General features: G+C 42.8%; 24 protein-coding genes. 3 read left to right on the top strand and 21 right to left on the bottom strand.

Going from position 1 to position 24,255, the window contains the following annotated elements; translation table 11 throughout:
• Positions 1-66: 66 nt before the first annotated feature.
• From ccpA to QWY16_RS06870, 13 genes are all read right to left on the bottom strand, one after another.
• Entirely contained in the window at positions 67-1,062 is a 996-nt protein-coding gene (ccpA, locus tag QWY16_RS06930) for a catabolite control protein A (RefSeq protein WP_300992232.1), read from the bottom strand.
• Positions 1,063-1,476: 414 nt separating this feature from the next.
• A complete protein-coding gene (locus tag QWY16_RS06925) occupies positions 1,477-2,562 on the bottom strand; it encodes a bifunctional 3-deoxy-7-phosphoheptulonate synthase/chorismate mutase (protein WP_300992231.1) in 1,086 nt (361 codons plus the stop codon).
• A gap of 168 nt (positions 2,563-2,730) precedes the next feature.
• On the bottom strand, positions 2,731-3,060 hold the full coding sequence (gene ytxJ / locus QWY16_RS06920; protein WP_300992230.1) for a bacillithiol system redox-active protein YtxJ: 330 nt from the start codon (positions 3,058-3,060) through the stop codon (positions 2,731-2,733).
• Positions 3,061-3,076: 16 nt separating this feature from the next.
• Entirely contained in the window at positions 3,077-3,997 is a 921-nt protein-coding gene (locus tag QWY16_RS06915) for a YtxH domain-containing protein (protein WP_300992229.1), read from the bottom strand.
• A gap of 30 nt (positions 3,998-4,027) precedes the next feature.
• Positions 4,028-4,519, bottom strand: coding sequence for a DUF948 domain-containing protein (locus QWY16_RS06910; protein WP_300992228.1), 492 nt, complete (start codon positions 4,517-4,519; stop codon positions 4,028-4,030).
• A 136-nt stretch (positions 4,520-4,655) separates the two neighbouring features.
• Entirely contained in the window at positions 4,656-5,969 is a 1,314-nt protein-coding gene (gene murC, locus QWY16_RS06905) for a UDP-N-acetylmuramate--L-alanine ligase (RefSeq protein ID WP_300992227.1), read from the bottom strand.
• Positions 5,970-6,125: 156 nt separating this feature from the next.
• A complete protein-coding gene (locus tag QWY16_RS06900) occupies positions 6,126-8,879 on the bottom strand; it encodes a DNA translocase FtsK (RefSeq protein ID WP_300992226.1) in 2,754 nt (917 codons plus the stop codon).
• A 6-nt stretch (positions 8,880-8,885) separates the two neighbouring features.
• The gene (ytpR, locus tag QWY16_RS06895; RefSeq protein WP_300992225.1) at positions 8,886-9,494 is read right to left on the bottom strand and encodes a YtpR family tRNA-binding protein; all 609 of its coding nucleotides are present in this window, start codon (positions 9,492-9,494) and stop codon (positions 8,886-8,888) included.
• Entirely contained in the window at positions 9,491-10,306 is an 816-nt protein-coding gene (locus tag QWY16_RS06890) for a DUF1444 family protein (RefSeq protein WP_300992224.1), read from the bottom strand. Before QWY16_RS06890 ends, ytpR begins: the two co-directional genes overlap by 4 nt.
• A 63-nt stretch (positions 10,307-10,369) precedes the next feature.
• Complete coding sequence (locus QWY16_RS06885) at positions 10,370-10,687, bottom strand: thioredoxin family protein (protein WP_300992223.1); 318 nt, start codon at positions 10,685-10,687, stop codon at positions 10,370-10,372.
• Positions 10,688-10,698: 11 nt separating this feature from the next.
• The gene (locus tag QWY16_RS06880) at positions 10,699-11,214 is read right to left on the bottom strand and encodes a hypothetical protein (protein ID WP_300992222.1); all 516 of its coding nucleotides are present in this window, start codon (positions 11,212-11,214) and stop codon (positions 10,699-10,701) included.
• 33 nt (positions 11,215-11,247) lie between these two features.
• Complete coding sequence (locus QWY16_RS06875) at positions 11,248-11,796, bottom strand: DUF84 family protein (RefSeq protein ID WP_300992221.1); 549 nt, start codon at positions 11,794-11,796, stop codon at positions 11,248-11,250.
• A 106-nt stretch (positions 11,797-11,902) separates the two neighbouring features.
• The gene (locus tag QWY16_RS06870) at positions 11,903-12,976 is read right to left on the bottom strand and encodes a M42 family metallopeptidase (protein WP_300992220.1); all 1,074 of its coding nucleotides are present in this window, start codon (positions 12,974-12,976) and stop codon (positions 11,903-11,905) included.
• Between the two features lie 170 nt (positions 12,977-13,146).
• Between QWY16_RS06870 and QWY16_RS06865 the strand changes: the two genes are divergently transcribed.
• On the top strand, positions 13,147-13,461 hold the full coding sequence (locus QWY16_RS06865; RefSeq protein WP_300992219.1) for a PepSY domain-containing protein: 315 nt from the start codon (positions 13,147-13,149) through the stop codon (positions 13,459-13,461).
• A gap of 551 nt (positions 13,462-14,012) precedes the next feature.
• On the opposite strand, the gene QWY16_RS06860 is transcribed toward QWY16_RS06865, so the two are convergent.
• From QWY16_RS06860 to pepV, 6 genes are all read right to left on the bottom strand, one after another.
• Positions 14,013-14,867, bottom strand: a complete 855-nt coding sequence (locus QWY16_RS06860) for a YtnP family quorum-quenching lactonase (protein WP_300992217.1) — start codon at positions 14,865-14,867, stop codon at positions 14,013-14,015.
• 19 nt (positions 14,868-14,886) lie between these two features.
• Positions 14,887-15,537, bottom strand: coding sequence for a tRNA (guanosine(46)-N7)-methyltransferase TrmB (gene trmB, locus QWY16_RS06855; RefSeq protein WP_300992215.1), 651 nt, complete (start codon positions 15,535-15,537; stop codon positions 14,887-14,889).
• Positions 15,534-16,466, bottom strand: coding sequence for a diacylglycerol/lipid kinase family protein (locus QWY16_RS06850; RefSeq protein ID WP_300992214.1), 933 nt, complete (start codon positions 16,464-16,466; stop codon positions 15,534-15,536). The genes trmB and QWY16_RS06850 overlap by 4 nt, the downstream gene beginning before the upstream one ends.
• 20 nt (positions 16,467-16,486) lie before the next feature.
• Positions 16,487-17,026 carry an RNA 2',3'-cyclic phosphodiesterase gene (gene thpR, locus QWY16_RS06845; RefSeq protein ID WP_300992211.1) on the bottom strand — a complete coding sequence of 180 codons (540 nt, stop codon included), beginning with the start codon at positions 17,024-17,026 and terminating at the stop codon, positions 16,487-16,489.
• A gap of 82 nt (positions 17,027-17,108) precedes the next feature.
• The gene (gene dat, locus QWY16_RS06840) at positions 17,109-17,957 is read right to left on the bottom strand and encodes a D-amino-acid transaminase (protein WP_300992209.1); all 849 of its coding nucleotides are present in this window, start codon (positions 17,955-17,957) and stop codon (positions 17,109-17,111) included.
• Positions 17,958-18,202: 245 nt separating this feature from the next.
• A complete protein-coding gene (pepV, locus tag QWY16_RS06835) occupies positions 18,203-19,588 on the bottom strand; it encodes a dipeptidase PepV (RefSeq protein WP_300992208.1) in 1,386 nt (461 codons plus the stop codon).
• 300 nt (positions 19,589-19,888) lie between these two features.
• On the opposite strand from pepV, the gene QWY16_RS06830 reads away from it, so the two are divergent.
• Positions 19,889-20,110: a DeoR family transcriptional regulator gene (locus QWY16_RS06830; RefSeq protein ID WP_036802205.1), complete on the top strand. Its 222-nt coding sequence runs from the start codon at positions 19,889-19,891 to the stop codon at positions 20,108-20,110.
• A 161-nt stretch (positions 20,111-20,271) separates the two neighbouring features.
• On the opposite strand, the gene QWY16_RS06825 is transcribed toward QWY16_RS06830, so the two are convergent.
• Both QWY16_RS06825 and QWY16_RS06820 read right to left on the bottom strand, forming a co-directional pair.
• Positions 20,272-20,985 (bottom strand): pseudouridine synthase, encoded by a 714-nt coding sequence (locus tag QWY16_RS06825; protein ID WP_300992207.1) that lies wholly within the window; start codon positions 20,983-20,985, stop codon positions 20,272-20,274.
• Positions 20,986-20,994: 9 nt separating this feature from the next.
• Complete coding sequence (locus QWY16_RS06820; protein WP_300992206.1) at positions 20,995-22,602, bottom strand: putative polysaccharide biosynthesis protein; 1,608 nt, start codon at positions 22,600-22,602, stop codon at positions 20,995-20,997.
• Between the two features lie 308 nt (positions 22,603-22,910).
• On the opposite strand from QWY16_RS06820, the gene QWY16_RS06815 reads away from it, so the two are divergent.
• Positions 22,911-24,176 (top strand): BaiN/RdsA family NAD(P)/FAD-dependent oxidoreductase, encoded by a 1,266-nt coding sequence (locus QWY16_RS06815; RefSeq protein WP_300993325.1) that lies wholly within the window; start codon positions 22,911-22,913, stop codon positions 24,174-24,176.
• Positions 24,177-24,255: the final 79 nt, after the last annotated feature.

Raw genomic sequence — 24,255 nt, 5'->3', positions numbered from 1 at the left:
AAAGGAGCATTCCCTGCCAATCAGGGGACGCTCCTTTTTTAATTTTGACCCATAGTTCGGCCATTCTTAATTTTTAGTAGACTCCCGTTCTTCAATACGGTAAGGAAGAATGACTTGATTTTCTTCTATTTCTTCTGCATTCATGTACTTTGTCAATAGACGCATGGAAACGGCTCCGATATCATACAGAGGAAGTGCCACCGAAGTTAACATAGGACGAGCCATGCGTGCTAACTTGGAATTTTCATAACTGATGATTTCGACATCCTCTGGAATCTTTTTCCCGATAGCTTCTACCGCATGTATGACGCCGATTGACATTTCATCATTGCTGACAAAATATGCTGTAGGATCAAGAGGTTTTAAGGTTTCAACAGCCTCAATTGCTTCATCATAGGAATTGTTGCATTCAACAACAAGTTCTTCGTTAATCTCAATTCCTGCATCTTGTAAAGCCTGGAAATAAGCTTTTAACTTATAATCCTTATTGACTTTCGAGCTAAGAAGCCCCGAAACAAAGGCGATTTTCTTATGGCCATTATCAATCAATTTCTTCACAGCTTCATAAGCCGCTCCATAATAATCGATATTTACCGATGCAATCTTATTCGATTCATCAATAGATCCCGCCAGAACGATCGGAGTCGGTGATCGTTCCATTTCATAAAGAAGTTCACTCGAGATTACATCGCTCATGAAAACGATGCCATCCACTTGTTTTCCGAGCATTGTTTCAAGCAATTGAAGTTCTTTGTTCTGCTTTTGGTCTGAATTCGAAAGAATGATATTATAACGGTACATCGTTGCAATATCTTCAATACCACGGGCAAGTTCGGCATACATGCTATTCGAAATATCCGGAATGATGACGCCGACCGTGGTGGTCTTTTTGCTTGCCAGCCCTCTTGCTACTGCATTAGGGCGATAACCTAGCTCTTCTATTACTTTTAATACCTTTTTCCTTGTAGCAGGTTTTACGTTCTGGTTGCCGTTGACTACTCGAGAAACCGTAGCCATCGAAACGTTCGCTTCCCTTGCTACATCATAAATTGTAACGGTCACGGGTGCGCCCTCCTTTCCTATATCTTTCATCATACGATAAAAAGTTTAACCTTATCAACTAAAAATAAGGCAATGTTAGATTCTACTGGTGACATTTTACAAAACTATTGCGCTTTTCATAAAAGTATCGGTTGATAGCCTCAAAATCCATCATTAAAATGAAAATCGTCTTGAAAAAATAACCCAGCAAAGTTGAATTAAAAAATGTTTTTTTGCCTACCGCTTTGGGCAAGGCAAAAACTTATTTTTCTGCATTGCACCTGCATCGCTACGCTAGCTTCGAAACATGAAAGTGCGCTGCTCGTCGAAAAGGCATGGCCTGACAACTGTTTTAAAGACTTTCCCGTACTAAAATTCTCAGTTCAACTTATAGCCCAAAAAATAAAAAGCCGGGGGCTGCCCGGCTTTTATCAATTACATTTTCAATTCGTATTGCTTCATGAATTTCATCAAAGCATCGTAGTATTCGTCGAATTGGTTTAAATCCATTTGCTGTGCAGCATCTGATAAAGCAACGGCTGGATCTGGGTGCACTTCTGCCATAACTCCATCAGCGCCGATTGCGATTGCCGCTTTAGCAGCTGGAAGCAATAAATCACGGCGTCCAGTTGAATGAGTTACATCCACAAATACTGGAAGGTGAGTTTCTTGTTTTAGTATTGGAACAGCTGAAATATCAAGCGTATTTCGTGTTGCTTTTTCATATGTCCGAATGCCGCGTTCACAAAGAATAATCTGATCGTTTCCGGAAGCAATGATGTATTCGGCAGCATTGATGAACTCATCAATTGTTGCTGACATTCCTCGTTTTAGCAAAACAGGTTTGTTGATTTGGCCAACTGCTTTCAGAAGTTCGAAGTTCTGCATATTGCGCGCACCTACTTGGACTACATCCACGAATGGCAATGCTTCTTCCAAATGATGAGGTGTTACAATTTCAGATACAACAGCTAAATTATATTGATCTGCAGCTGCTTTCAACATTTTTAAACCTTCAAGTCCCAATCCTTGGAAATCATAAGGAGATGTACGTGGTTTGTATGCTCCGCCCCGGATTAAACGAAGGCCTTTAGCTCCGATAGCTTCAGCGACTTTAGAAACTTGTTCTTGGGATTCTACTGCACAAGGACCAAAGATGAATGATGGCGTACCTTCACCAATTTGTTCCCCATTAATCGTAATAATAGTATCTTCAGGTTTCTTTTTACGTGATACTAAAAGTGCTTTGCGGTGATCTTCTTCTTGCATATCAAGGGCTGATTTAAAGATTTCTTTAAAAATATGATCAACGGTTTTTTGTGCCAGTGGCCCGTTATTATTTTCTTTTAACAAATTCAGCATATGGCGCTCACGTAACGGATCGTAACGGTTTACACCTTGTTTCTCCTTGATCTTACCGATTTCTTGGATGACTGTTGCTCTCTCGTTGATAAGAGAAAGAATTTGCAGGTTGACTGCATCGACTTTTTCTCTAAGCTGCTCTAACTCTGAATGGCTCATTCTTTTACTTCCCCTTTCGTAAATCACCTTACTTAGTGAGTAATGTTAACACATTAGAACTATTATATGCAAAGTATTCGGTAAAGTCACGAAATTTCTTTTAACGATTTAACGTACTAAAGCGTTAAAGACATCAAAAAGCCGAAGCAACAAGGCTTCGGCTCTTTGTTATGCAATAAATTCCTGCATGGATTTACTTGTAATATTGCCATGCGATGCATGCCAATCAACTACTTGATTGGAAAAGTGAAATAATTGTGGCGATTCATGCTTGATTTGCGTTAGCGCCTCAATATTTGTCGATAACTCCCGGTCTTCCTGGACTACCAAGAATAAAAATAATTGATTGGGATGCAAAGAACAATATTCGTTGAACTCATTCCAAGCTGCAGCTGAAACTGGACACGTACTGCTATGTTTGAACAGCCAGTAATGCTGTGTACCAGCTGTCGCCTGTTTTAAACTGTCTAAATCTTGTACACGCACTAAATTTTCCATTTAACCCGCTCCTAGATTATTTCGTTGATTTGTTGTTGCTAGAACTGTTCTTGTTGGAGCTATTGCTGCTTGAATTTGATTTATTGGAACTATTGTTGTTTTTGTTGAAGCTGTTATTGCTGGAGCTGTTTTTGTTTGAGCTGCCAGTGCTTCCAGATGTTCCAGAAGTGCTTGTGCTGCCCGTTCCTGTTGAGCCGGTAGTGCTTGTTGAACCAGTCGTGCCTGCAGTTCCAGTAGTGCTTGTAGAACCGCTCGTGCTAGAGCTTGTGCTGCCTTTTTGTTCTGCTTTTTTCTCTTCTTTAACTTCTTCTACAGCTTCTTTCAATGCACTTGCAGTCGAAGCGAATGCTTCATGGCCTGCTGATTCAGCTTGATCTACTGAATTTTGAACAGTATCCAGCATTTCAATTTGTTCTTCGCCTTCAGAAGAGGCTGTGCCGTCATCCATTGGTGACTGGCCGCCTTTAAGGTTTTTCACTTTATCAACAACTTTTGTTGACTGTTCTTTCACTTGCTGAGTCAAGCCGCTGGATTTCTCTTTAGCTGTATCTGTATAGCTTGAAGTTTTTTCTTTTAACGTGCCAGCATGCGTATTCAAGTCCGAACGCAATTCTTTGCCTGATTTTGGTGCCAGGAATAAAGCAGTTGCTGCGCCGATGATGCCTCCGATTAATGCACCAATAATGAAATCTTTTGAGCCTGCTTCTTCTTCGTAATCATATAGATCGTCGTAGCGGTTGCCCATACCGTATGACTGCGGCACGTAATCACTTTGGTTAAAAGCACTTTCATTTGCGTAATAAGTGTTTTGATTGGAATTTTGGTTGGGATTCTGATTCGTATTTTGCTGATTTGGAGAATAATAGTTTTTATTGTATTGCGATTCATTATAATCTGGACGCTGGTTATTAGTATTATTGTTATTGTTTTGTGTCATTTTACATTCCTCCATTATTGTTTTGGTCAATTAAAACTGATCGTTATGCGGCAAGCGCTTTTGCCCAGGAACTGGTGCATAAGATGATGAAGCGCGTGCTTCATAAATTTTGCGTTCTTTCCATTTATCGCGGATTCCCATGACAACATTGCCCCATTGTACAACTTGGGCAATCTTATCTTCATTTTCTTCAACTTGTGAAGAAACTGTTGTGGTGATGCGTCTAACTGAAGAGTTCAGGTCTGTGACGGCATTGCCCACACCCCTGACGGCGTCAACCACCGTATTCAACTTCTCTGATTTCACCTGGATGTCTTCTGCTAATTCATTTGTCTTATGCAGAAGGTTTGTTGTTTCCAACGTCACACCCTGTAATTGGTTTTCCAGGCCGGATACTGTGCCTGAAACTTCTTTTAATGTGTTTTTAAGGGAATTTAATGTCATAGCCAATGCTACGCATAAAATTAAAAATCCGATAGCCGCGACAATTGCAGCTATGTAAAGCAGTATTTTCCAATCCATGCTGTTTCCTCCTTTTCCAAAACTGTTATACTATCTTTTCTACCCTACCCTTAGCCTACCTAAACACTGGGTCTTTAGATTAATTCAACAAATCTATAGGAATTCCTTCATAAAAAAAGACAATTTGACTTAAAAGTCAAACTGTCTCTTCTGCAGTGATTAATTTTTCGAATGCTTCTTGGAATTTAGTGACATCTCCTGCACCCATAAATATAAAGACGCCTTTGTCATGTGAAAGCAAAGGAGCCATATTATCTATTTGCAGAAAGTGGCTGCCTTCAATCTTCACTTCGAGATCATGGATCGTCAAAACTCCTGCTGCTTCACGTGCTGAACCAAAGATATCGCATAGGTAGACATGATCCGCTTCCCTTAAACTGTCTGCAAATTCCTGCAGGAAAGTTTGCGTGCGTGAAAATGTATGCGGCTGGAATATCGCAATCAATTCCCGGTCCGGGAACTTTTGGCGGGCCGATTGCAACGTGGCTCGGATTTCTGTCGGATGATGGGCATAATCATCGATAAGAATATGGCCGCCTACTTCCGTTTGCGTAAACCGGCGTTTTACTCCGCTGTAATCTGAAAACTGCTGCTGTATAATGTCAGCTGGGATATTCTCATAATGGCAAAGTGAAATAACCGCCAAAGCATTCAATATCGCATGGTCTCCAAACATCGGAATCGTAAAGGTGTGGAAAAATTCATTTCTGATAACCACATCAAAAGTAGTACCAGTTGTTGTCTTAATCACATTTGTTGCCTGAAAATCATTTTCAGGTCCAAATCCGTAGTAAACCACTGGAACCGGCGCTTGGATTCTTTGCAGATATTCGTCATCTCCACAAGCAATGATGCATTTTTTCACTTGCTGCGCCATTTCTTCAAATGCTCTAAAGACGTCATCGATTCCTCCAAAATAATCAGGATGATCGAAATCGATATTTGTCATAATGGCGTAATCTGGGTGATAAGCTAAAAAATGACGGCGATATTCGCATGCTTCGGCAACAAAGAAATGGGAATTCGCTTTGCCGAATCCAGTGCCATCCCCAATCAAATAAGAGACCGGTTTATACCCATCAAGTATATGCGCCATCAAACCGGTCGTGGATGTTTTCCCGTGTGCCCCGGTAATCGCAACTGATACATACTGCTTCATCAAGTCACCCAGGAACTCATGGTAGCGGATGATTGTCGCTCCCAGTTCCCGTGCTTTTACTAACTCTGGATGATTATCGTTAAAGGCATTTCCCGCGATGATTGTCATGTTTTCATGAATATTATTCTCGTCGAAAGGCAGAATCGTGATGCCTCTTTCATGCAGACGATCTTCTGTAAAGAAATACTTTTCAATATCTGAACCTTGCACTTGCTCTCCCATATCATGCATGATTTGGGCAAGCGGGCTCATACCAGAACCTTTAATTCCGGTAAAATGTAAAACTGTCATAAATGAACCTCCTGTGGAAGTTGAAAATTAGTCTATACGAATCGCCGAGCGAAATCTATAGCTGGTCACATAATGCAATCACTCGATTATACCATCTTTTATGGAGCCGATGATATAACCGATATTTCCTGTTGTTTATAGCTTCATGGGCATTATTTACTGAAAAACATCCGCCATATCCTCTTCTGTTATCAAAACCGCTCTTGCCTTGCTGCCATTTTGTTCAGAGATAAAGCCATGCTGCTCAATCATGTCCATTAATCTTGCTGCCCGATTATAACCAATATGGAACTTCCGCTGCAACAGAGAAGTAGAAGCGCTGCCTTGAGAAATGATAAAACGGCAAGCTTCTTCAAATAAATCATCTTGCATATCAGGAGAATCACTGCGTTTAATCAGTTCTTCTTCTTTAAAGAAATATTCTGGTTCACCTTGTTTTCGGACATGGGCAATAACCTCTTCAATTTCTTCATCTGTAACAAACGTGCCTTGAAGGCGGACCGGTGCGGACATTCCATTTCCAAGATACAGCATGTCCCCTCTTCCAAGCAGCCTCTCCGCTCCTTGAGTATCCAGAATCGTCCGGCTGTCGACTTGTGAAGACACTGAAAAAGCAATGCGCGTCGGGATATTCGATTTGATAAGGCCGGTAATCACATCCACTGAAGGTCGTTGTGTCGCAATTACAAGATGTATTCCGCATGCACGTGCCTTTTGGGCAATCCGGCAAATAGCGTCTTCAACATCAGAAGGCGACATCATCATTAAATCGGCTAACTCGTCAATGATGATTAGAATATAAGGCAAATGCTGGGCATGATCGCCCTTTTCTTTAACCAGTTTATTGTAGCGGTTTAAATCCCGTACTCCGACATGCGCGAACAGCTTGTAACGCCGTTCCATTTCTTCTACTGCCCATTTAAGCGAAGCTGTCGCTGCCTTGACGTCAGTTATGACAGGGCTGATCAAATGAGGGATATGGTTGTACGGCGCCAGTTCCACCATTTTAGGGTCAATCAGCAATAATTTCAAATCGCGCGGAGACGATTTATAGAGCAAACTTATCAATACTGAATTGATGCATACACTTTTGCCAGAGCCAGTAGCTCCTGCTATTAAACCGTGCGGCATTTTACGCAAATCCAGCGTAACCGGTTTCCCTGTCAAGTCGAGCCCCAAAGCTGCTTCAAGCGGCGATTCTGAACTTTCGAAAACAGGGCTGCCAATTACTTCTGAAATTCGGACAGGACGGGATTTGCGATTAGGTATTTCGATGCCAATCGAACTTTTCCCCGGAATCGGCGCTTGAATGCGTATATCTTTTGCTGCTAAAGCCAATTTCAAATCGTCTGCTAAATTGCGGATTTTGCTGACTTTCACCCCTTGTGCAACCGTCACTTCAAATTGCGTAACTGCCGGACCTTGCACAATGCTTAAAATCGATGCTTGGATCTGGAAATGAGACAACGCTTCAATAAGCCGTTCTCCTTGCTCTTCCATCCATGTTTCATCAATCAAATCATTTTCAGGTGGGCGCAGAACACCAATTTCCGGACGTTTATATGGAACTGCTTCTTTAACTGCTTTAACCGGTTCTATCGATTCCTCTTGTTTTGAAGATGCTATTACTTCTGACATTAATTGCGTATTAACATCGATTTTTTTAGGAGGTTTTTCTTCAGTTGTTACAACTTCCTCTTTTTTGCTTTCCAAACCAGGGGATTTCGGCGGAAGAGGCTTTTTAAGCCGCTCTTTGTCTGATTTCAACATCAGTACATTGAATGGTACCGTCTTCTCACGTTTCCCTTCTGGTTTCGTTGCTTTTTTCAGAGGGTTTGGTTTTTCGGCTGCTGTTTCTTGTACTTCAATTGCAGCAATTTCAGCAGGCGCAGATACTTTTTTAACTTCTTGAGCTTCTACCATGATTGGAACGTCAGGCACTAGCTGTTCTGAAATTTCCGGTTGTGGTTGAACAATCGGTCTATCTTCAATGATTGCCATGTTTTGGATTTCCGGCAGTTCTTCAATAACCGGATGTTCTTGCACTATTGATGTCTCTTCCACAATCGTTTGCTCTTGCACAGCTGGCGTCTCTTCAATAACCGGATGTTCTTGAACTATTGATGCCTCTTCAGTCATCGGCGGTTCTTGGGAAGCTTGTGCTTGCAATGCCGGTTGTTTGTCAGGCGTTGCAGTTGTTTGACTTTCTGGAGTTGCTGTTGCATCCGGCGCTTGCCCTAAAGCCTTAATTCTTTTCAAATCAATAGCATCTTGGGCATAAGTTGACAGAATTTTTTTCGGATAGAATCTTATTTCTTTTTTCTCTAACTCGTTTATCGTCGGAGTTGGCTTGCTGTCATTGTAGCCATGAATTGGCGAAGGAACCCGACCTGGTTCAAAGCTGCGGGTTTTCTTTATTGGCTGCGTGTCAAGACTCCGAGGTTTTGCCGGCTTTACCGGTTTCGGCGCTTCATAATTTTTGATTTCCGGTTTTTTCGGTACGGATGGGACTGGCGCTTTTTCCACATTTCTTGCGGTCCTTGGTGTTTCATATGCTTGTGCTGCCGGCCGTGCAGGGTTTGGCGGCGTATAGTCTTGTACATAAGAACCGGCCGGTTCATAGCGGCGATTCTTATTTAATGCAGGACTGCTCGGTCTGCGTTTTGATGGTGCTGTTCTCAGAGCTTCGGCTTTTGTTTTCTCCTGCTGCAAAGGTTCTGTGGAGAATCCTGTGCGAGGGTTCTGTTTTAAAAACTTGCTTTTTTCATCATCTGTTATAACCGGAAAACGAAATGGTGATTTTTTAGAAGGGGCTTTCGGTGCCGCTTCCTGCTCTTGGGCCACTTCATTTACTTCTTCTTCCGTGTCTTGGAAAAATAAACGGTCCCATATATTTTTAAACCAACTCATGCCGCGTCACGCCTTTACTTCAAATGTAGAACCCGTTTCTGCATCTTCCGGCAAAACGAGGATCCCTTTTTCTTGAGGTGCATCAGGCAATGCCAGCTCTTTCGCTGAACAAATCATGCCGCTTGAAGGAACACCGCGCAGTTCCGCATCTTTAATAACCATTCCAGATGGCATTACCGCGCCAACTTTTGCCACTACCACTTTTTGCCCTTGTTCAACATTCGGAGCGCCACAGACAATCTGCAATACTTCTGTTCCAATAGAGACTGTACACACACTTAATTTGTCTGCATTTGGGTGTTTTTCTTTCGACTCTACATACCCCACCACAAATTTGGGTGAAAGATCTACTTCCAGAGTTAGATCCACTCCATTTTTCTCTAACGCATTTTGCAACGCCGTAACCATTTCTTCCGACACTTCTACTGTCGCCGCTTCTGTCAGATCCAAATATTGGGAAGCGTTGAATAAGTTAAACGCAGCAATATTGCCGTTTTCGTCTTTAATGAGTGTAATGTCATCAAATTGTTCCGTATGGATTTTTTCCGGTGTTTCTGTTTGTAATTGTGCTAATAGGACGTCGCCTATTCCCTGTTTGTTGTAGAATGCATTCATTTTTTATCGTTCTCCTTCTGCTGTCGGTTTTTAGCCAGGATGAAAATCGGCTCTAATTCATCATTTTCGTAAATGAAAGATAATGAAGTAATGGGCACTTTGCCGTTTGTGAAGAAATGCATGGCCATCTGGGCCAACACATCATAGCCGGTTTCGTTGCGTATATCCCCTATAATCAAGACATCTTGATGGGGGACCGAAACTGTCATATCACCTGTTATTTTAGATTTCATTTCTTTAAGGAAAGCTTCATTCAAGATGCGTGTCGCATCGTACCCGTCGTTTTCGTTTAAAAAGTAAAACACATTGCCTGCGACGTGGTCTTCTTTTACAGCCGTCTTCAGCTTCTTCACTTGAAATTTTGCAATTTCCTTTAGCTGCTCTTCAGTCAGACTTAATGAATTTAACATATTTTCATCAATTAAGCGATAGGTAGTCCCAGCATCCAACGCATAAAACACTCGTGTTTCTGCTGTATGCTCTGAAGTGATGAATTTATGTCCTTCTTTGGATTCTGTTGGAAAAGACGTCGAACGGATAATGGGATAAATGTGTTCGGATGATTTGAGTTCACCTTTGGCTTCTTTTTCCATGGCGTCAAAAGTCTCTGTTATCGTATAAACGATTTCCTGAATCGCGGAATCGCCTTTTGCTTCATAGCGGTTAATCACTTGCGGCAAAGAAAGCGTCATTCCTTTTCCGATTGCTTTATGTTGAATGTTTAAAATATTGTTTTCCCGGTCATAGCGCCATTCCAATTGCTTGCTCGGCATACGCTCTCTTAATAAATTTACCAGTTCGGTCGGTTTCATAAAAACGTGTCCCTTCTCTCAAAAATAAACGGCTCTGCCAGAATTTGGCGAACCGTCATTTTGTTATTTAGACAAATTGGATAAAAAAGCTTCAATCTCTTCTTGTGTTTTACGGTCTTTGCTGACTAAACGCCCCGATTCGCTGCCATTTGCATACGCCAGAAAACTTGGTATTCCATAAATGTCTTTTTCAATGCATAGATCAAGGAACGCATCCCGGTTTACTGACACAAAAGTATAGTCGCTGAAGGTGGATTCAACTTCAGGCATAATTGGATCAATAACCCGGCAATCCGGACACCACCCAGCAGTAAACATAAAGACAACCGGACTATTTGCTGCTAGTTCATGAAATTCTTCCGTGCTTGTTAAATCTCTCATTTGTTTATCCCCTATCTCGAATTGTCAATAGAGCGGACGGTTTTCATCATCCATTCCATATTAGGATCAATTTTACTTCCTTCAGAGATGGTCGTCATTTTTACTCCGCCTGCACTGACGACAACTTCAAATCGGTCATCGGCAATTTCTCTTACGGTTGTAAAACCAAACCGGCCATTCTGTTCAAATGTTTTATCAGCCACCCATTGCTGTTCAGGGTTCGCTTTTTGAAGGTCGTAGAATAAAGTGCTGTCGCTTGCCTCGTTTGGATTGATAAATAAAACGAATGAATCGCTTCCTTTGGTGATGACGATATTTTGGTCATCAGAGGGTTCTTCGATAGTATAGCTTCTTGGAACATAAAGTTCTGTATTGTCCACTTTTTCATTGGTTTCGGCCGGTTCATTTTCAAATACTGCTGTGGCTTTGGACATCCCATTAGCAATTTTCTCTTCGGGAGATGCCAAGCAGCCGCTTAACCCGGCAGATAATAAGATTAAAAGAATGATAAATCCTTTACGAGGCACATTTATTCCTCCCTACCTATACTGTTTCTTATTTTAAAGATGTTTAGGGGCACTTGCAACTGAATCGCTGCCTTGTATATATTGGCCAAGCAATAAACTGACGATATGCTCAAACATTTCATTTCGGTTGACGTATTCGGCTGTCAGAATACCGATTGCCCCTTTATGAGTGCGCACTCCGATTTCATCAGCATATTCATCCATCACCAGGCCCAATTCATTTCCTGCTCTCAATCTTAAGGCAATTTCTTCAGGCAAAGGGATTTGAGCGCCGGCTGCTGTGTACAGCCTCCCTTCTGAAGTTACCAATGCTCCCCAATTGCATAAATACATTTCGCCTTCCAATTCGTAGACGCCTCCCTCCAATCCAATCGCTACATCAAGAGAGTCAGTTAATGCGGCCTTTGACCGGTTGATTGCCCCTAAACGAGTCTCTTCAAGAGTAATCGGCTGTGCTGAAACACCGGAGTCTACATCTTTGGTTACCAGTTCAAAATCAAATTGAAATTTTTCAAATACAGCGGTCACCGCATTGACTTTTGCAGGATTTCCAGAAGCTATAGCTGCCATGATTTTTTTCATATTATTTATTCCTTTCACTCAACATAATGTTTATTTTTATTGGGATATTACGGATTCAAAGAATGCTATTCTAGCTGTTCAAAAAAAAGAGCCCGAAGGCATATTTTCAGGCATTTTGGCGAATCGTTTCAAGAGTTGAGCGATCTGCAGCTTTTACGAGCTTTGTCAGCAGTTCTTTTGCTGCAGCATAGTCATCTGTATGGATAATAGATGCCGATGTATGAATATAGCGTGAGCAAATACCAATTACTGAACTTGGTATTCCGTCATTTGCTGTATGCACCCGTCCGGCGTCTGTTCCGCCTTGTGAGACGAAGTATTGATACGGGATGCCATTAGTTTCTGCGGTGTCTAAGATAAACTCGCGCATACCGCGATGGGTCACCATCGTTCTATCCAAGATTCTCAGCAAAGCCCCTTTGCCTAATTGCCCAAATTCATTTTTATCGCCATTCGCATCATTTGCCGGACTCGCATCAAGCGCAAAAAACAAATCAGGCTTAATCAGATTAGCTGCTGTTTGTGCTCCGCGCAGCCCTACTTCTTCCATGACGGTAGCTCCTGAAAATAACTGATTCGGCAATTTTTCATCTTTAAGTTCTTTCAGCAATTCAATGGCTAAACCACAGCCATATCGGTTATCCCAAGCTTTGGCCATTATTTTTTTATCATTCGCCATAGGTGTGAACGGGCTGAAAGGCACAATTTGCTGGCCCGGCCGAATGCCGAATGACAACGCATCTTCTTTATCGTCTGCACCGATGTCTATGAGCATGTTTTTGATCTCCATCGGCTTTTTGCGCATTTCTTCATTCAAAAGATGAGGCGGAATCGATCCGATAACGCCCGGGATTTTTTTATCGCCGGCAATAATTTCAACGCGTGTAGCCAGCAGCACTTGATTCCACCAGCCGCCTAAAGGCTGAAAACGGATCAATCCGTTATCGGTAATTTGCGTGACCATAAACCCGACTTCATCCATGTGTCCAGCAACCATTATTCTTGGGCCGTCTTGCGATCCATGTTTGACACCAAAAACACTTCCTAAATTATCTTGAACCAATTCATCAGAATACTTTTCAAGTTCTTGTCTCATGAATTTTCTTACAGCGTGTTCATTTCCTGGGGCGCCCGGAAGCTCCGTCAATGTTTTGAATAACTTTCTTGTATTACTATTCATCTGTCAGATTCCTCCTAAAGGGATTGCTAAGTTCAAGTTTAGAGCTTTTTTCAGTCAATTTCCAGCTTGCTCTTTCGATTATCGAAAGAAAAGAGTCCGCTTCCTCACTTTAGTACTGTGAAATAAATTTTTATGGTACAATCTATTCAGCAAGTATAGGAGGGATTTTTGTGAAAAATCGTGATTTATTGATTGGATTTGCAACAGGTGTGGCTGCGACTTATATCATCAAAGAAGTTTATGATCGAAAAGAGAAGCTTTACCCCGCAGACGATGTACTGAAAAGCGTAAAAACAGCCTTTAAAGAAGAAGGGCCGATCGACGGCTCGTGGATTTTCATGAAAACCGAACCGTACAAACAGCATGCCGTTTCAACAGAAGTTTATAAAGGCGGAATCACCCGGCACCGCGAAGACGAGCTCGAGCAATTCGAGTTTCTTGCAGATGCTTATACTGGAGCAGTCCTTGAAGTAAACAAAGTATAATTAAATATTTCTTGCTAAAAGCAAAAAAGGAGCCGATTTTTCATCGGCTCCTTTTTCCAGCTTGTTGAGGAAGTTAAAGTTTCTATTAGTGATCCTTCCTTAACCGATATTCCGCCAACCAGCTGCACTTGCCGCGGGCGTCTCCGCTGGTTGGCTCCATATTTGGAGAGCAGGTACAAACATTCGAGAGCTTTCCGAATCAGCTCCCTATTCCAGAGAATCTCTAAAAGTGACAATAGAGAGCTGAATGCAGCGGAAGGTGGGCGAAGGGCAAAGAGGTGCTCCTGCATCGCTGCGCTAGCTTCGTCGCAAACGAACCGCGCAAAAGTGCTTTTGCACAGTTCGCTTCCTGCGGAAATAACATGAGCTGAAGACCCTGGACTGAGCAAAGCGAATGTTTTTTCAATTTGCGACGAGTAATCGCAGGAGCAAAGGAAGCGGCTGAAGCCATGTCCGCGGAAAGCGCCCCACCTGGAGCGAAATGTGAAAAGGCTGCCGAGAGTTTCTCGACAGCCTGAAAAAAGGAGCCGATTTGTCATCGGCTCCTTTTTCTATATCTTTTTCTCCTGATACTTTACTGATTCACCGATCTCTTTACCATCCTGGCTCCATTTAAGAACCCGGTAATAGGCATCATGGTAAAAGGTGAAATAATAACTGTTTTCCAGCGCCTCTTTCATCAGCTTTTCTTTCGCATAGATCGAATCCATCGGGTAATCATCATACGCGAGCACCCAAAGCGGATTTTGATGGGCATGTGTCGGCATAATATCGCCCATATGCAAAATGGTTTCGCCGCTGCTCATCAGTTTAATGACGCTATGGCCATTGGAATGTCCGCCGGTATGTATCATTTGGATCGCATCAAACAAGGTTTTTTCGCTTTCAAAAGTTTCAACTTGTGCTGCAATCGGCTCCCAGTTTTCTTTCCAGTAAGTGTTGCGGGAACGGATATTTGGATGCTGCATTTCATCCCACTCTATCGCAGAAACATGTATTTTCGCATTGGGGAATGCCGAAACAAACGATTCTCCCTGGCGCTTTGTCAACCCTGCAGCATGGTCTCCGTGCAAATGCGTCATCAGTACAGTATCGATATCTTTTGCCGTAAGTCCCAATTCCGCCAAGTTCTCCTCAAGCTTCGACTCAGACGACACGCCTAGATTGCGTTTTTGGCGGTCAGTCAATTTGCCTTCTCCAAGTCCGCTATCTATGAGGATATTGTGTCCTTCATACTGCACCAGAATTGGATGTGTCGGCAGCTCGATCTGATTTTCCGAGTTCACCGGATATCTTTTTGACCAGACAACTTTCGGCACCACACCAAACATCGTGCCTCCATCAAGCCAAGTAGTACCCCCATCTAACCAAGTTAATGCCATATCATGAAACTGAAATTTCTCCATCCCAAATTCCTCCCGATGATCAATTTGCTTGGAACTGCGCCTCAAGCCGGTAAATCGGCTGGCCTTTTTTCGAAAACTTTTCTTCGTACTCGGTCATGATATTCCATTCCGGTTCATTAGCATGAAGATCCAATGAAACATCTTTCAATAACATGCCATATTTCGAAATGCTGACAAGCGAATATTCAAAGAGCCCTCGGTTATCTGTTTTAAAATGAATCTCGCCATTTGGCGGCAGTACCGATTCATATAGTTCCAAAAATGTCTTATAAGTCAAACGGCGCTTTTCATGACGCGTTTTTGGCCATGGATCTGAAAAGTTCAAATAAATGCGCTGCACTTCGCCTTTTTCAAAGAAATTCAGTAAGTCTGCTCCATTTACTCTCAATAGACGCAAGTTAGGTACTCCTTCTTCGTCATCGAGAATCCCTTCAAGAGCACTGACGATCACACTATCAAACAATTCAATGCCGATATAATTGATGTCCGGATTGGCTTTTGCCATACCGATGATAAAACGGCCTTTGCCGGTTCCCACTTCAATATGAAGCGGCTTATCGTTGCCAAAAACTTCTTTCCATTTGCCTTTTTGCTGTTCTGGGGACGAAATGACAATCTCGGGGTTGTCTGCGATTAAATCTGCTGCCCATGGTTTGTAACGTGATCTCATTTAATTTCCTCTTTCTTTCTTATATTTACGGCATACCAATATTTCTTGCTTACTGCATACGACACCGTTTCATCTTTCGGTGTTTCTCCCGCATAATCTCCATCAACATGGCGGAAGATGGAGTCGTCAACGGTTAGTCTGAATTCAGCGCCGCTCTTTTGAATGACTTCTTTAAACCGTGTGTGGCTTCCGGTAAAAACCGTACCAAAGACCAGCAGCAGTTTCAAGCGGGAAATACGATGGACCACCGTCAGTTCCAATAAGCCGTCATCTGTTTTAGAGTTTGGGGATATCTTCATGCCTCCACCAAAATACGGCTGATTGCTGACGGTAGCGAGCCACACATCTTCGTATATCTGCTTTTGCCCATTGTGCTCCACTATCAAACTGAATTTCTTAGGCCGGACGAGCATTTTTATAACGTACAACAAATAAACCAATTTCCCTGCATTGATTTTATTCAGCCACTTTTTCAAGTTTGAACGATTGACCAAAAAAGATATTTCCGCATCAAAACCAATGCCTGAACTGCTGACAAATTGATAGGTTTCTCCATTGTGGAATTCGCCAACATCTTCTTTTGTAGTGATTGGCTGCTTTAAAAATTTTTCAATTTCTACAGCATCTTCAAAAGAGCAAAACCCTCTGCCAAAGTCATTCCCTGAACCGGCAGCAATAGAACCGATCATCAATTGCTCGGCTCCGGCAGCACCGGCGATAATTTCACGTAAAGTGCCATCCCCGCCAAAACCGATGATCAGCGCCTTTTCACCTGATTCTTTTATGGACTTTACTAGATTTGTAGCATCTCCAGGGAAATGGGTTAAAACCATTTCGTAAGGAAAGCTTATTGTATTTTTAAAATGGCTCCATTTTTTCAACGCATTGCCATTGCCTGCCACCGGATTAATAATGAATACAATTTTCATATGACCTCGCCTATAGCGCTTTACACGCCTTTTCTCAATTGATAAGTAAATTCTGGAATATACTTGGGCACGCTTCCAGGCTCAATCCGGAATAAGGAAAATTCTGTTACTTGGAACGTCATCGGCTCAATTTCCATTTCTATTTCTAAAGGCGGCCCTCCTGCCCATTTTCCAGCAAGAGTGATATGCGGGACAAATGCCTTTGTATCTGGGCTCAGATTGAATCGAAGCAATGCCTCTTTGACGTTCCTTTGCAGATCTGCCAACTCTGAACTGTCTCCTACGGATGCGTAAATGATGCGGGGTTTAGCCGGATTTCCGAACGTCTTAACGCTGCCTGTCGTTAGCTCAAATGGCGGGTGGCTGATATTCGCCAATTCCTGCGCGGCTGCTTGAATCTCATTATGCGGATCGTTGCCGATAAAAAGAAGCGTAATATGCATATCCGACCAATGGGTGTACCGCTTATGGCTTTTTAAGTTCCAGCTTCTTCTCGCCTTGTCCATCTCTTTTGCCACTGGCTCAGGAATTTTAACGCCAATAAAATAATGTGCCTGCATAATCATCACCTTTCTTCAGTTTACCATTCAAATCATTACAAAAAAATAGCGATCGGCTTTCGCCGACCACTTTATTCACTAATTATGATTTTACTGTTAACTTCAAGTTGGCTTCGAATGCTTGCTGAAGCTTTTGCGTCAGTTCACCAGGAACTCCATCTCCAATATCCTGTCCATCAATTTGGATAATCGGCATGATTTCAGCTGTTGTCGATGACATGAAGAATTCATCCATTTCGAGTGCCTCGGTTTTAGTAAAAGCAGTTTCTTGGACAGTGATTCCCAGCTCTTTGCAGAGATTAAAAATCACTCTTCTAGTAATGCCGTTTAAAATCAAATTGCTTGCTGGATGTGTATAAATAACGCCATTTTTTAAGCCGTACATATTTGAAGAAGAACCTTCCGTGACAACTTCTCCACGGTGCAGAATGGCTTCGTAGCTGCCAGCTTCATGCGCTTCCTGTTTTGCCAGAACATTTCCCAGAAGGTTCAAGCTCTTGATATCACAGCGCAGCCAGCGAATATCTTCAATAAATTTCGCTTTAACGCCTGCTTCCATCATTTCCACAGGACGCTCCACTTTTTTCGTATAAGCCACAATCACCGGCGATGTCGCTTGCGGGAAATGGTGCTGTCTAATCGCGTCTCCGCGAGTCACTTGCACATATACTTGCCCGTTATCGATTTCGTTCATTTCCACTAAGTCATACATCTGTTTGTGAAATACATCTTTTGTAAACGGAATGACAATTTTAATTTTCTCAGCGCTTTCGTAAAAACGGTCGATATGTTCTGCAGCGGTGAACAAATTGCCTTCATATACCCGGATAACTTCATAAATTCCATCTCCGAATTGGTACCCCCGGTCTTCCTTAGAAACGTTCAACTCATTTTCCCGAATAAATTCGCCATTATGCAAAATCCAATCCATGTCTAATCCCTCTTTTCTCATTTTTTACTGGCTAGCTCTGACGCCCAGTCTCTCGGGGTCTTAAGTCAGCCCACTACTTGGCCAGCTTCAACAGCCAAGTTCTCGGGTCATAAACCGTCCCACCTGTGCGGCCAAAAGCGCCGCTTCGGCAGTCCGTCTTATACCTGCCGAACTTAAACGGCTGTTTCCGCTTTTCCTGAAATCAGGATTTCCTGCGTGTTCTGTCTTAAGCCTGTCGAGATTGATCAGGCTTCTCCGCTTTTCTTACAAGCTAATTGATAGATTGCCTCAGCATAAATTGCTGTGGCTTTTATTAGATTGTCGATATCGACAAATTCATCCGCTTGGTGGGCAACATCCTTCTCGCCTGGAAACAGCATGCCGAATGCCACACCTTTTTGCAATACCCGCGCATAAGTTCCTCCGCCAATGGCTAGAAGGTTTGCGGTATTGCCAGTTTGTTTTTCATAAGCATTTTGAAGCGTTTTGATGAATGGGTCGTTGCCATCTACATAATGAGGAATGGAATTGGATCGGATTTCTAAAGCAAAATCATCCGGGTTCACATTTGCCATTTTTTCTTCAAATGGATAACTGATTGAATACCTCATGCTGACTTCTACTGCCGCCCGTTTATCTTGTTCAAAATGAATAATTCCGGCGTTAAACGTCGTATCTCCGGAAACCGTATCGGTGAAATCAAGGCCAAGATGCCGGCCTCGTGAATCGTTATAAAAATGATCAGCGACAAATCCGGTGAATGCTTTGCCATCGCCGTCCAACTTGTTTCTTAAAAACAACGCCAGCAGGACACCCGCATTCACCCCGTCATCCGGCTCCATTGCATGAGCCGACTTGCCATGAAGGGTTAAATGGAGCTTGCCATCATCGGCTTCAATTTCACCTTGAACTCCTTGTTTACTGCAAAAACCTTCAAAGTCTTGTTGCCACTCGCTCAAATCCCCAATGACTGCAGCTTCTGCTAAATCCGGTACCATATTGGTGCGGCTGCCGGAAGAGAAAGTGATTAATGCATCTTTTTTTGTCCACGTCTTTTTTGAAAAAACAAGTGATGCAATCCCTTTTTCCGCATTGATAATCGGGAAATCAGCATCTGGAGCAAAAGCCATTGTCGGCATTTCTTCTGTTTCAAAATACCGCTCAACGCAGCGAAAGCCGCTTTCTTCATCCGTACCGATGATTAAACGTACCCGTTTCGTAAATTCAAATCCTGCTTCTTTCACCATATTCAACGCTGTCCAAGCCGCAATTGTCGGTCCTTTGTCATCGATTGCTCCACGGCCATACAATTTGTTTCCTTCAATTTCTCCGCCGAACGGATCTTTTGTCCAGCCGGTTCCTGTTGGAACTACATCCACATGGCCTAAAATTCCAAGCAATTCTTCGCCTTCTCCTGTTTCCAGGTGAGCTGCCATATTGGCTACGTTTTTCACTTGATAGCCGCGTTTTTCGCCTTTGTCCATAAACCACTCTAAAGCTCGTTTAACTTCTGTTCCAAAAGGGGCTTCCAGGGTGTTTTCTTCACTTAAAATACTTGGAATTGCGATTAATTGCTGCAATTCCTCGATGATTTCATTTCTTCGTTTTTCAGCTTCTAATTGCCAATCCATAATTCACTCCCCTTTTAGTTAAAATTATTGTACACCTTTTACGAGAAATTTAAAGAACTAGAAGCAAATTTACACAAATTATAATATCTCTGCAATGTTAATTTTATATGAAATAATCGTTAATTGTAGAATTTAGATTGTTTTTTCGCTATAATCAAATTGTCAGATAATACTATTTGACAGATTTTTATAAAAAAAGGGGATGTCATTGGCTTTTATTTCAAGACCGTTGAGTATACCTCAGCTTATCGTCCGCTAGTCTTTGCCTATTGGAAAAAAGATGAAGGAGTGGTTCTAATATTGAAACCTACAACTGATCGCATGCTAATTCGAATTAAAGATATGTATAAGTACATCCGTGATAACGGAACTGTAACTACGCAAGATTTAGTCGATGAATTCGGCATCACTCCTCGCACCATTCAAAGAGATTTGAATGTGTTAGCCTTTAACGACTTGGTAGAAAGCCCAACTCGCGGCAAATGGACAACGACGCATAAAAAGGTCAAAATGACATCGTAATAAGCTCAAGCGCCCGTTAGATTCGACGGCATAAGACGATTTAGCAAAACGACGCTTTTTGTCAGAAAGCTGAAAGCTTACATCCCCCAGAACCTGGGCGCTGGAGTTCAGACAATGCAAAGATGCTCCCTAAACAAAGAAAATGACCGCAACAGATGCGGTCATTTTCTTTGTTTTAATAATTCGATTTCCTCTTCAGCCAAATGGCGGTATTCTCCGAGTTTAAGTTTCGGATCTAATTCCAGCGGCCCCATGGACAATCTTTTTAAATAAGTCACTTCTTTTCCAACACTCTGAAACATCCGTTTCACCTGGTGGAACTTTCCTTCAGTGATGGTCAATTCAATTTCGGATTTTTCTCCGCTCTTCAAGATCTTCAGCTGTGCTGGCTTTGTGACATAACCGTCATCCAGCATAACACCCTGTTCAAAAGCTGCTCCATCTTTAGCAGTCACCTTTCCATCTATCACAGCGAAATATCTTTTATCGACATGCTTTTTGGGGGACAATAATTCATGCGCCAGTTTGCCGTCGTTTGTCAGCAGCAAAAAGCCTTCCGTATCTTTATCGAGCCGGCCGACAGGAAACGGCTCAAAATTCCGCTCTGCTTCCTCCAGCAAATCGATTACCGTCCCTTCGTACTTGTCTTCTGTCGCCGAAATCACGCCTTGTGGTTTGTTCATCAACAAGTAGATAAATTCCGTGTATTCAACTTTTTCTCCGCTGACTGTGACAAGATCCGCTGTTTCATTCACGTGGACTTTCGGATCACGCACCACTTCCCCGTTTACTTCCACAGCTTTTGATTTCAGCAGGACTTTTACTTCTTTTCGGGAACCGTAGCCCATATTCGATAAAAATTTATCTAAACGCATAATGCCCTCCTAGAAACCGAATTTCCGTGTATATTTGGTCAAACGCTCTCCCAGCAGTTTTTGGGCGATGCCCGTTTTTAAACTGATATAGCCATAAACTGCTCCGCCAATTCCACCGACAATCAGAATGCGTACAACCGAATGGAATTTCGTATCCATGCCGATAAACAAATCTACTCCGGCCAAAACAAAATACACCACTGCTGCCATCACTATATTCAATATAACAATCAGGAATAAACGCCGCACAACCATGTTCGACCGGTAATCCATTGTTTTTTTAATGACAGCTAAGTTCATGCCGATAGCCACGACATAACCGATGATTGTGGCAGCAATTGCCCCATCTGTTTCAAAACGCTCAATCAACGGAACGTTCAATGCCAATTTTAATAATAAGCCGATCAGTAAATTTAAAATGATCCATTTTTGCTGGTTGATTCCTTGCAGAATCGAAGCGGTAACCGGGAACATGGCAAACAAAATCGCCACCGGCAAATAATGTGAAAGAATTTCTGATCCCGGCGCACTGATTTCATAAAACACATGGTAAAGTTCGTCAGACAACATCGTCATTCCGACAACTGCCGGCAGTGTCAAAAATAAGAGAATCTGGAACGTTTGATCCAAAGTCCGGTTGACCGAGTTATATTCTTTATTCGTAAAGTATTTGGTGATCAATGGAATTAGCGCCATCGAGAAACCTGTAGCAAGCATTACCGGAATCATCACCAGTTTATGCGTTGTTAAGTTCAGCATGCCCAAGTAAATACTTGAACTGGCTGCATTTTCTGTTGTGCTCATCGCATTGTTGAACGTCAGCATATCGACAAACTGGAACAATGGATTGGCAATTCCTAAAAAAACAACAGGTACGGCATAGATGGCAATTTCTTTATACATATCCCGCAGCCGCACATCGTAGGATTCAACCGATTTAGCGCGCAGTTCGTTGTACTCCGGCTTTTTCTTTCTCCAATAATAGAACAGAACGAGAACGCCGCCAAGTGCCCCGACAAATGCGGACAGCACTGCAATCTGAACAGCGGTTTCCGGAGTGCCGTCAAAGACATTCAGAACCAGGTAGGCTCCTCCAAGCAGAAACACAATACGGATGATTTGCTCAATCAGCTGGGATACGGCTGTTGGCATCATGAAATTGTAGCCTTGGAAGAACCCGCGGAACAAACTCATGAACGGCACGACGATCAAAGCAAAACTTACCCATTGAATCACTTCTTTGACGTCCTGCACGGTATGGACTTTTTCGTTTTTATTGATGGTAATTTCCGCAAGCGGACCTGCAAAGAAATACAACAGGAGGAATGCAGCAAAGCCGGTGATCATCATCGTCAGCAAACCGGATTTCAATAATCTCCTGCCGGTTTCATAGTCTCCGAGCGAATTGTATTTCGCGACAAATTTCGAAAAAGCGATCGGCGCTCCCGAAATTGCCAGCGACAGCATCAAGTTATAAGGTATATAAGCATATTGGTAAAGGCCGATATTTTCTTCCCCTACCATGTCGTAAAACGGGATGACGTAAATGACTCCAAGGATTTTTGATAAAAACAAACCCAAGGTTAATATAGCAGTTCCTTTAATTAGCGTTGACATTTTACACTTCCTGACTTTCTCAAAATAAAAAACATTCATCAGCGTGGAAAACTTCTTCTAACACACTGATATTATAGCGGGATAAAAAAACAATCTACACGATAGTGTACACCTATAAAAGAAATTACTCAACGAGTTTTCTCGCATGGTGTATACTTGAGAAAAGCGGAAGCGCCTGTTCAGCTCCGGCAGGCATAAGACAGAACAGCGAAGTGGCGTTCTTTGCCGCACAGCTGGGCTGGCTTATGACCGAGGAGCTAGGCGCTGGAGTCTGGACACTAATAAAAACGAAAGCGAGTTCTTATTTTATGTATGACGTTATAATTATCGGCGGGGGTCCCTCAGGATTAATGGCTTCGGTCGCTGCGGCTTCCGAAGGCCAAAAGGTTTTATTGATTGAAAAAGGCAAAAAGCTGGGCAAAAAATTGGTTATCTCAGGCGGCGGACGCTGCAATGTGACCAATCGCTTGCCTCTTGAAGAAATTGTCAAAAACATTCCAGGCAATGGACGATTTTTATACAGTCCGTTTTCCGTATTCAATAACGAAGACATCATCGCTTTTTTTGAAGGCTTGGGTGTCTCGCTTAAAGAAGAAGACCATGGTCGCATGTTCCCGGTTTCAAACCGGGCACAGGACGTGGCTGATGCCATGTTCCAGGAAATGGACCGGCTGAACGTTAAAGTTTTATTGGATTCACCTGTAAAAAAGCTGTTGATGACTGACGAAAAAGTGACAGGAGTTCGCCTTCATTCCGGGGAAGAATTTACAGCAAAAGCGATTGTTGTCGCAGTTGGCGGAAAAGCGGTACCGCAAACAGGCTCAACTGGAGATGGGTATCCATGGGCGGAAAAAGCCGGCCATACGGTTACCGACTTATACCCCACTGAAGTTCCGTTATTATCGAAAGAGCCATTTATCATCAACCGCGAACTGCAAGGTCTTGCTCTTCGCGACGCGGCAGTATCCGTGTTGAATAAAAAAGGAAAAACACTCATCACACATCAAATGGATATGCTGTTCACCCATTTCGGCTTAAGTGGCCCGGCGGTTCTCCGCTGCAGCCAGTATGTCGTCAAAGAAATGAAGAAAAACGGCGGCCAGCCTGTGGAAATGCGCATCAATACGCTGCCGGAAGAAAATGCCGAATCGGCCTTTCAATTGCTTCATAAAATGATGAAAGACGAGCCGAAAAAAGCGGTGAAAAACGTTTGGAAAAGCATCACTCAGGAACGCTGGCTGCTGTTTTTGATGGAACGCGCAGGAATCGATCCGCAAGCAGTCGGAGCGGAGCTTGCAAGCGACAAAGTGCGCGCATTTGCCCAGCAATTGACAAGTTTCTCAATGTTCGTTACAGGCACGCAACCGATTGAAAAAGCATTTGTTACTGGCGGCGGAGTGTCGATTAAAGAAATCGAACCAAAAACAATGGCTTCCCGCAAAAAGCCCGGCCTGTACTTCTGTGGAGAAATCCTGGATATCCACGGCTACACCGGGGGCTATAATATCACTTCCGCACTGGTCACTGGAAATGTGGCAGGCAGAAGTGCTGCTGCATTTGCCCATACCTCTTAATAATATTTTCCTTGCCGTCCGCCTATACGTGGACGGCTTTTCTATTAGGACTGAAATGCTGGGAAAAGGATGCCGGATT

This window comes from Planococcus shenhongbingii (assembly GCF_030413635.1).
Lineage (GTDB): Bacteria > Bacillota > Bacilli > Bacillales_A > Planococcaceae > Planococcus > Planococcus shenhongbingii.
Note: the sequence above shows the minus strand (reverse complement) of the source record. Positions and strands in the feature narration are given on the sequence as shown.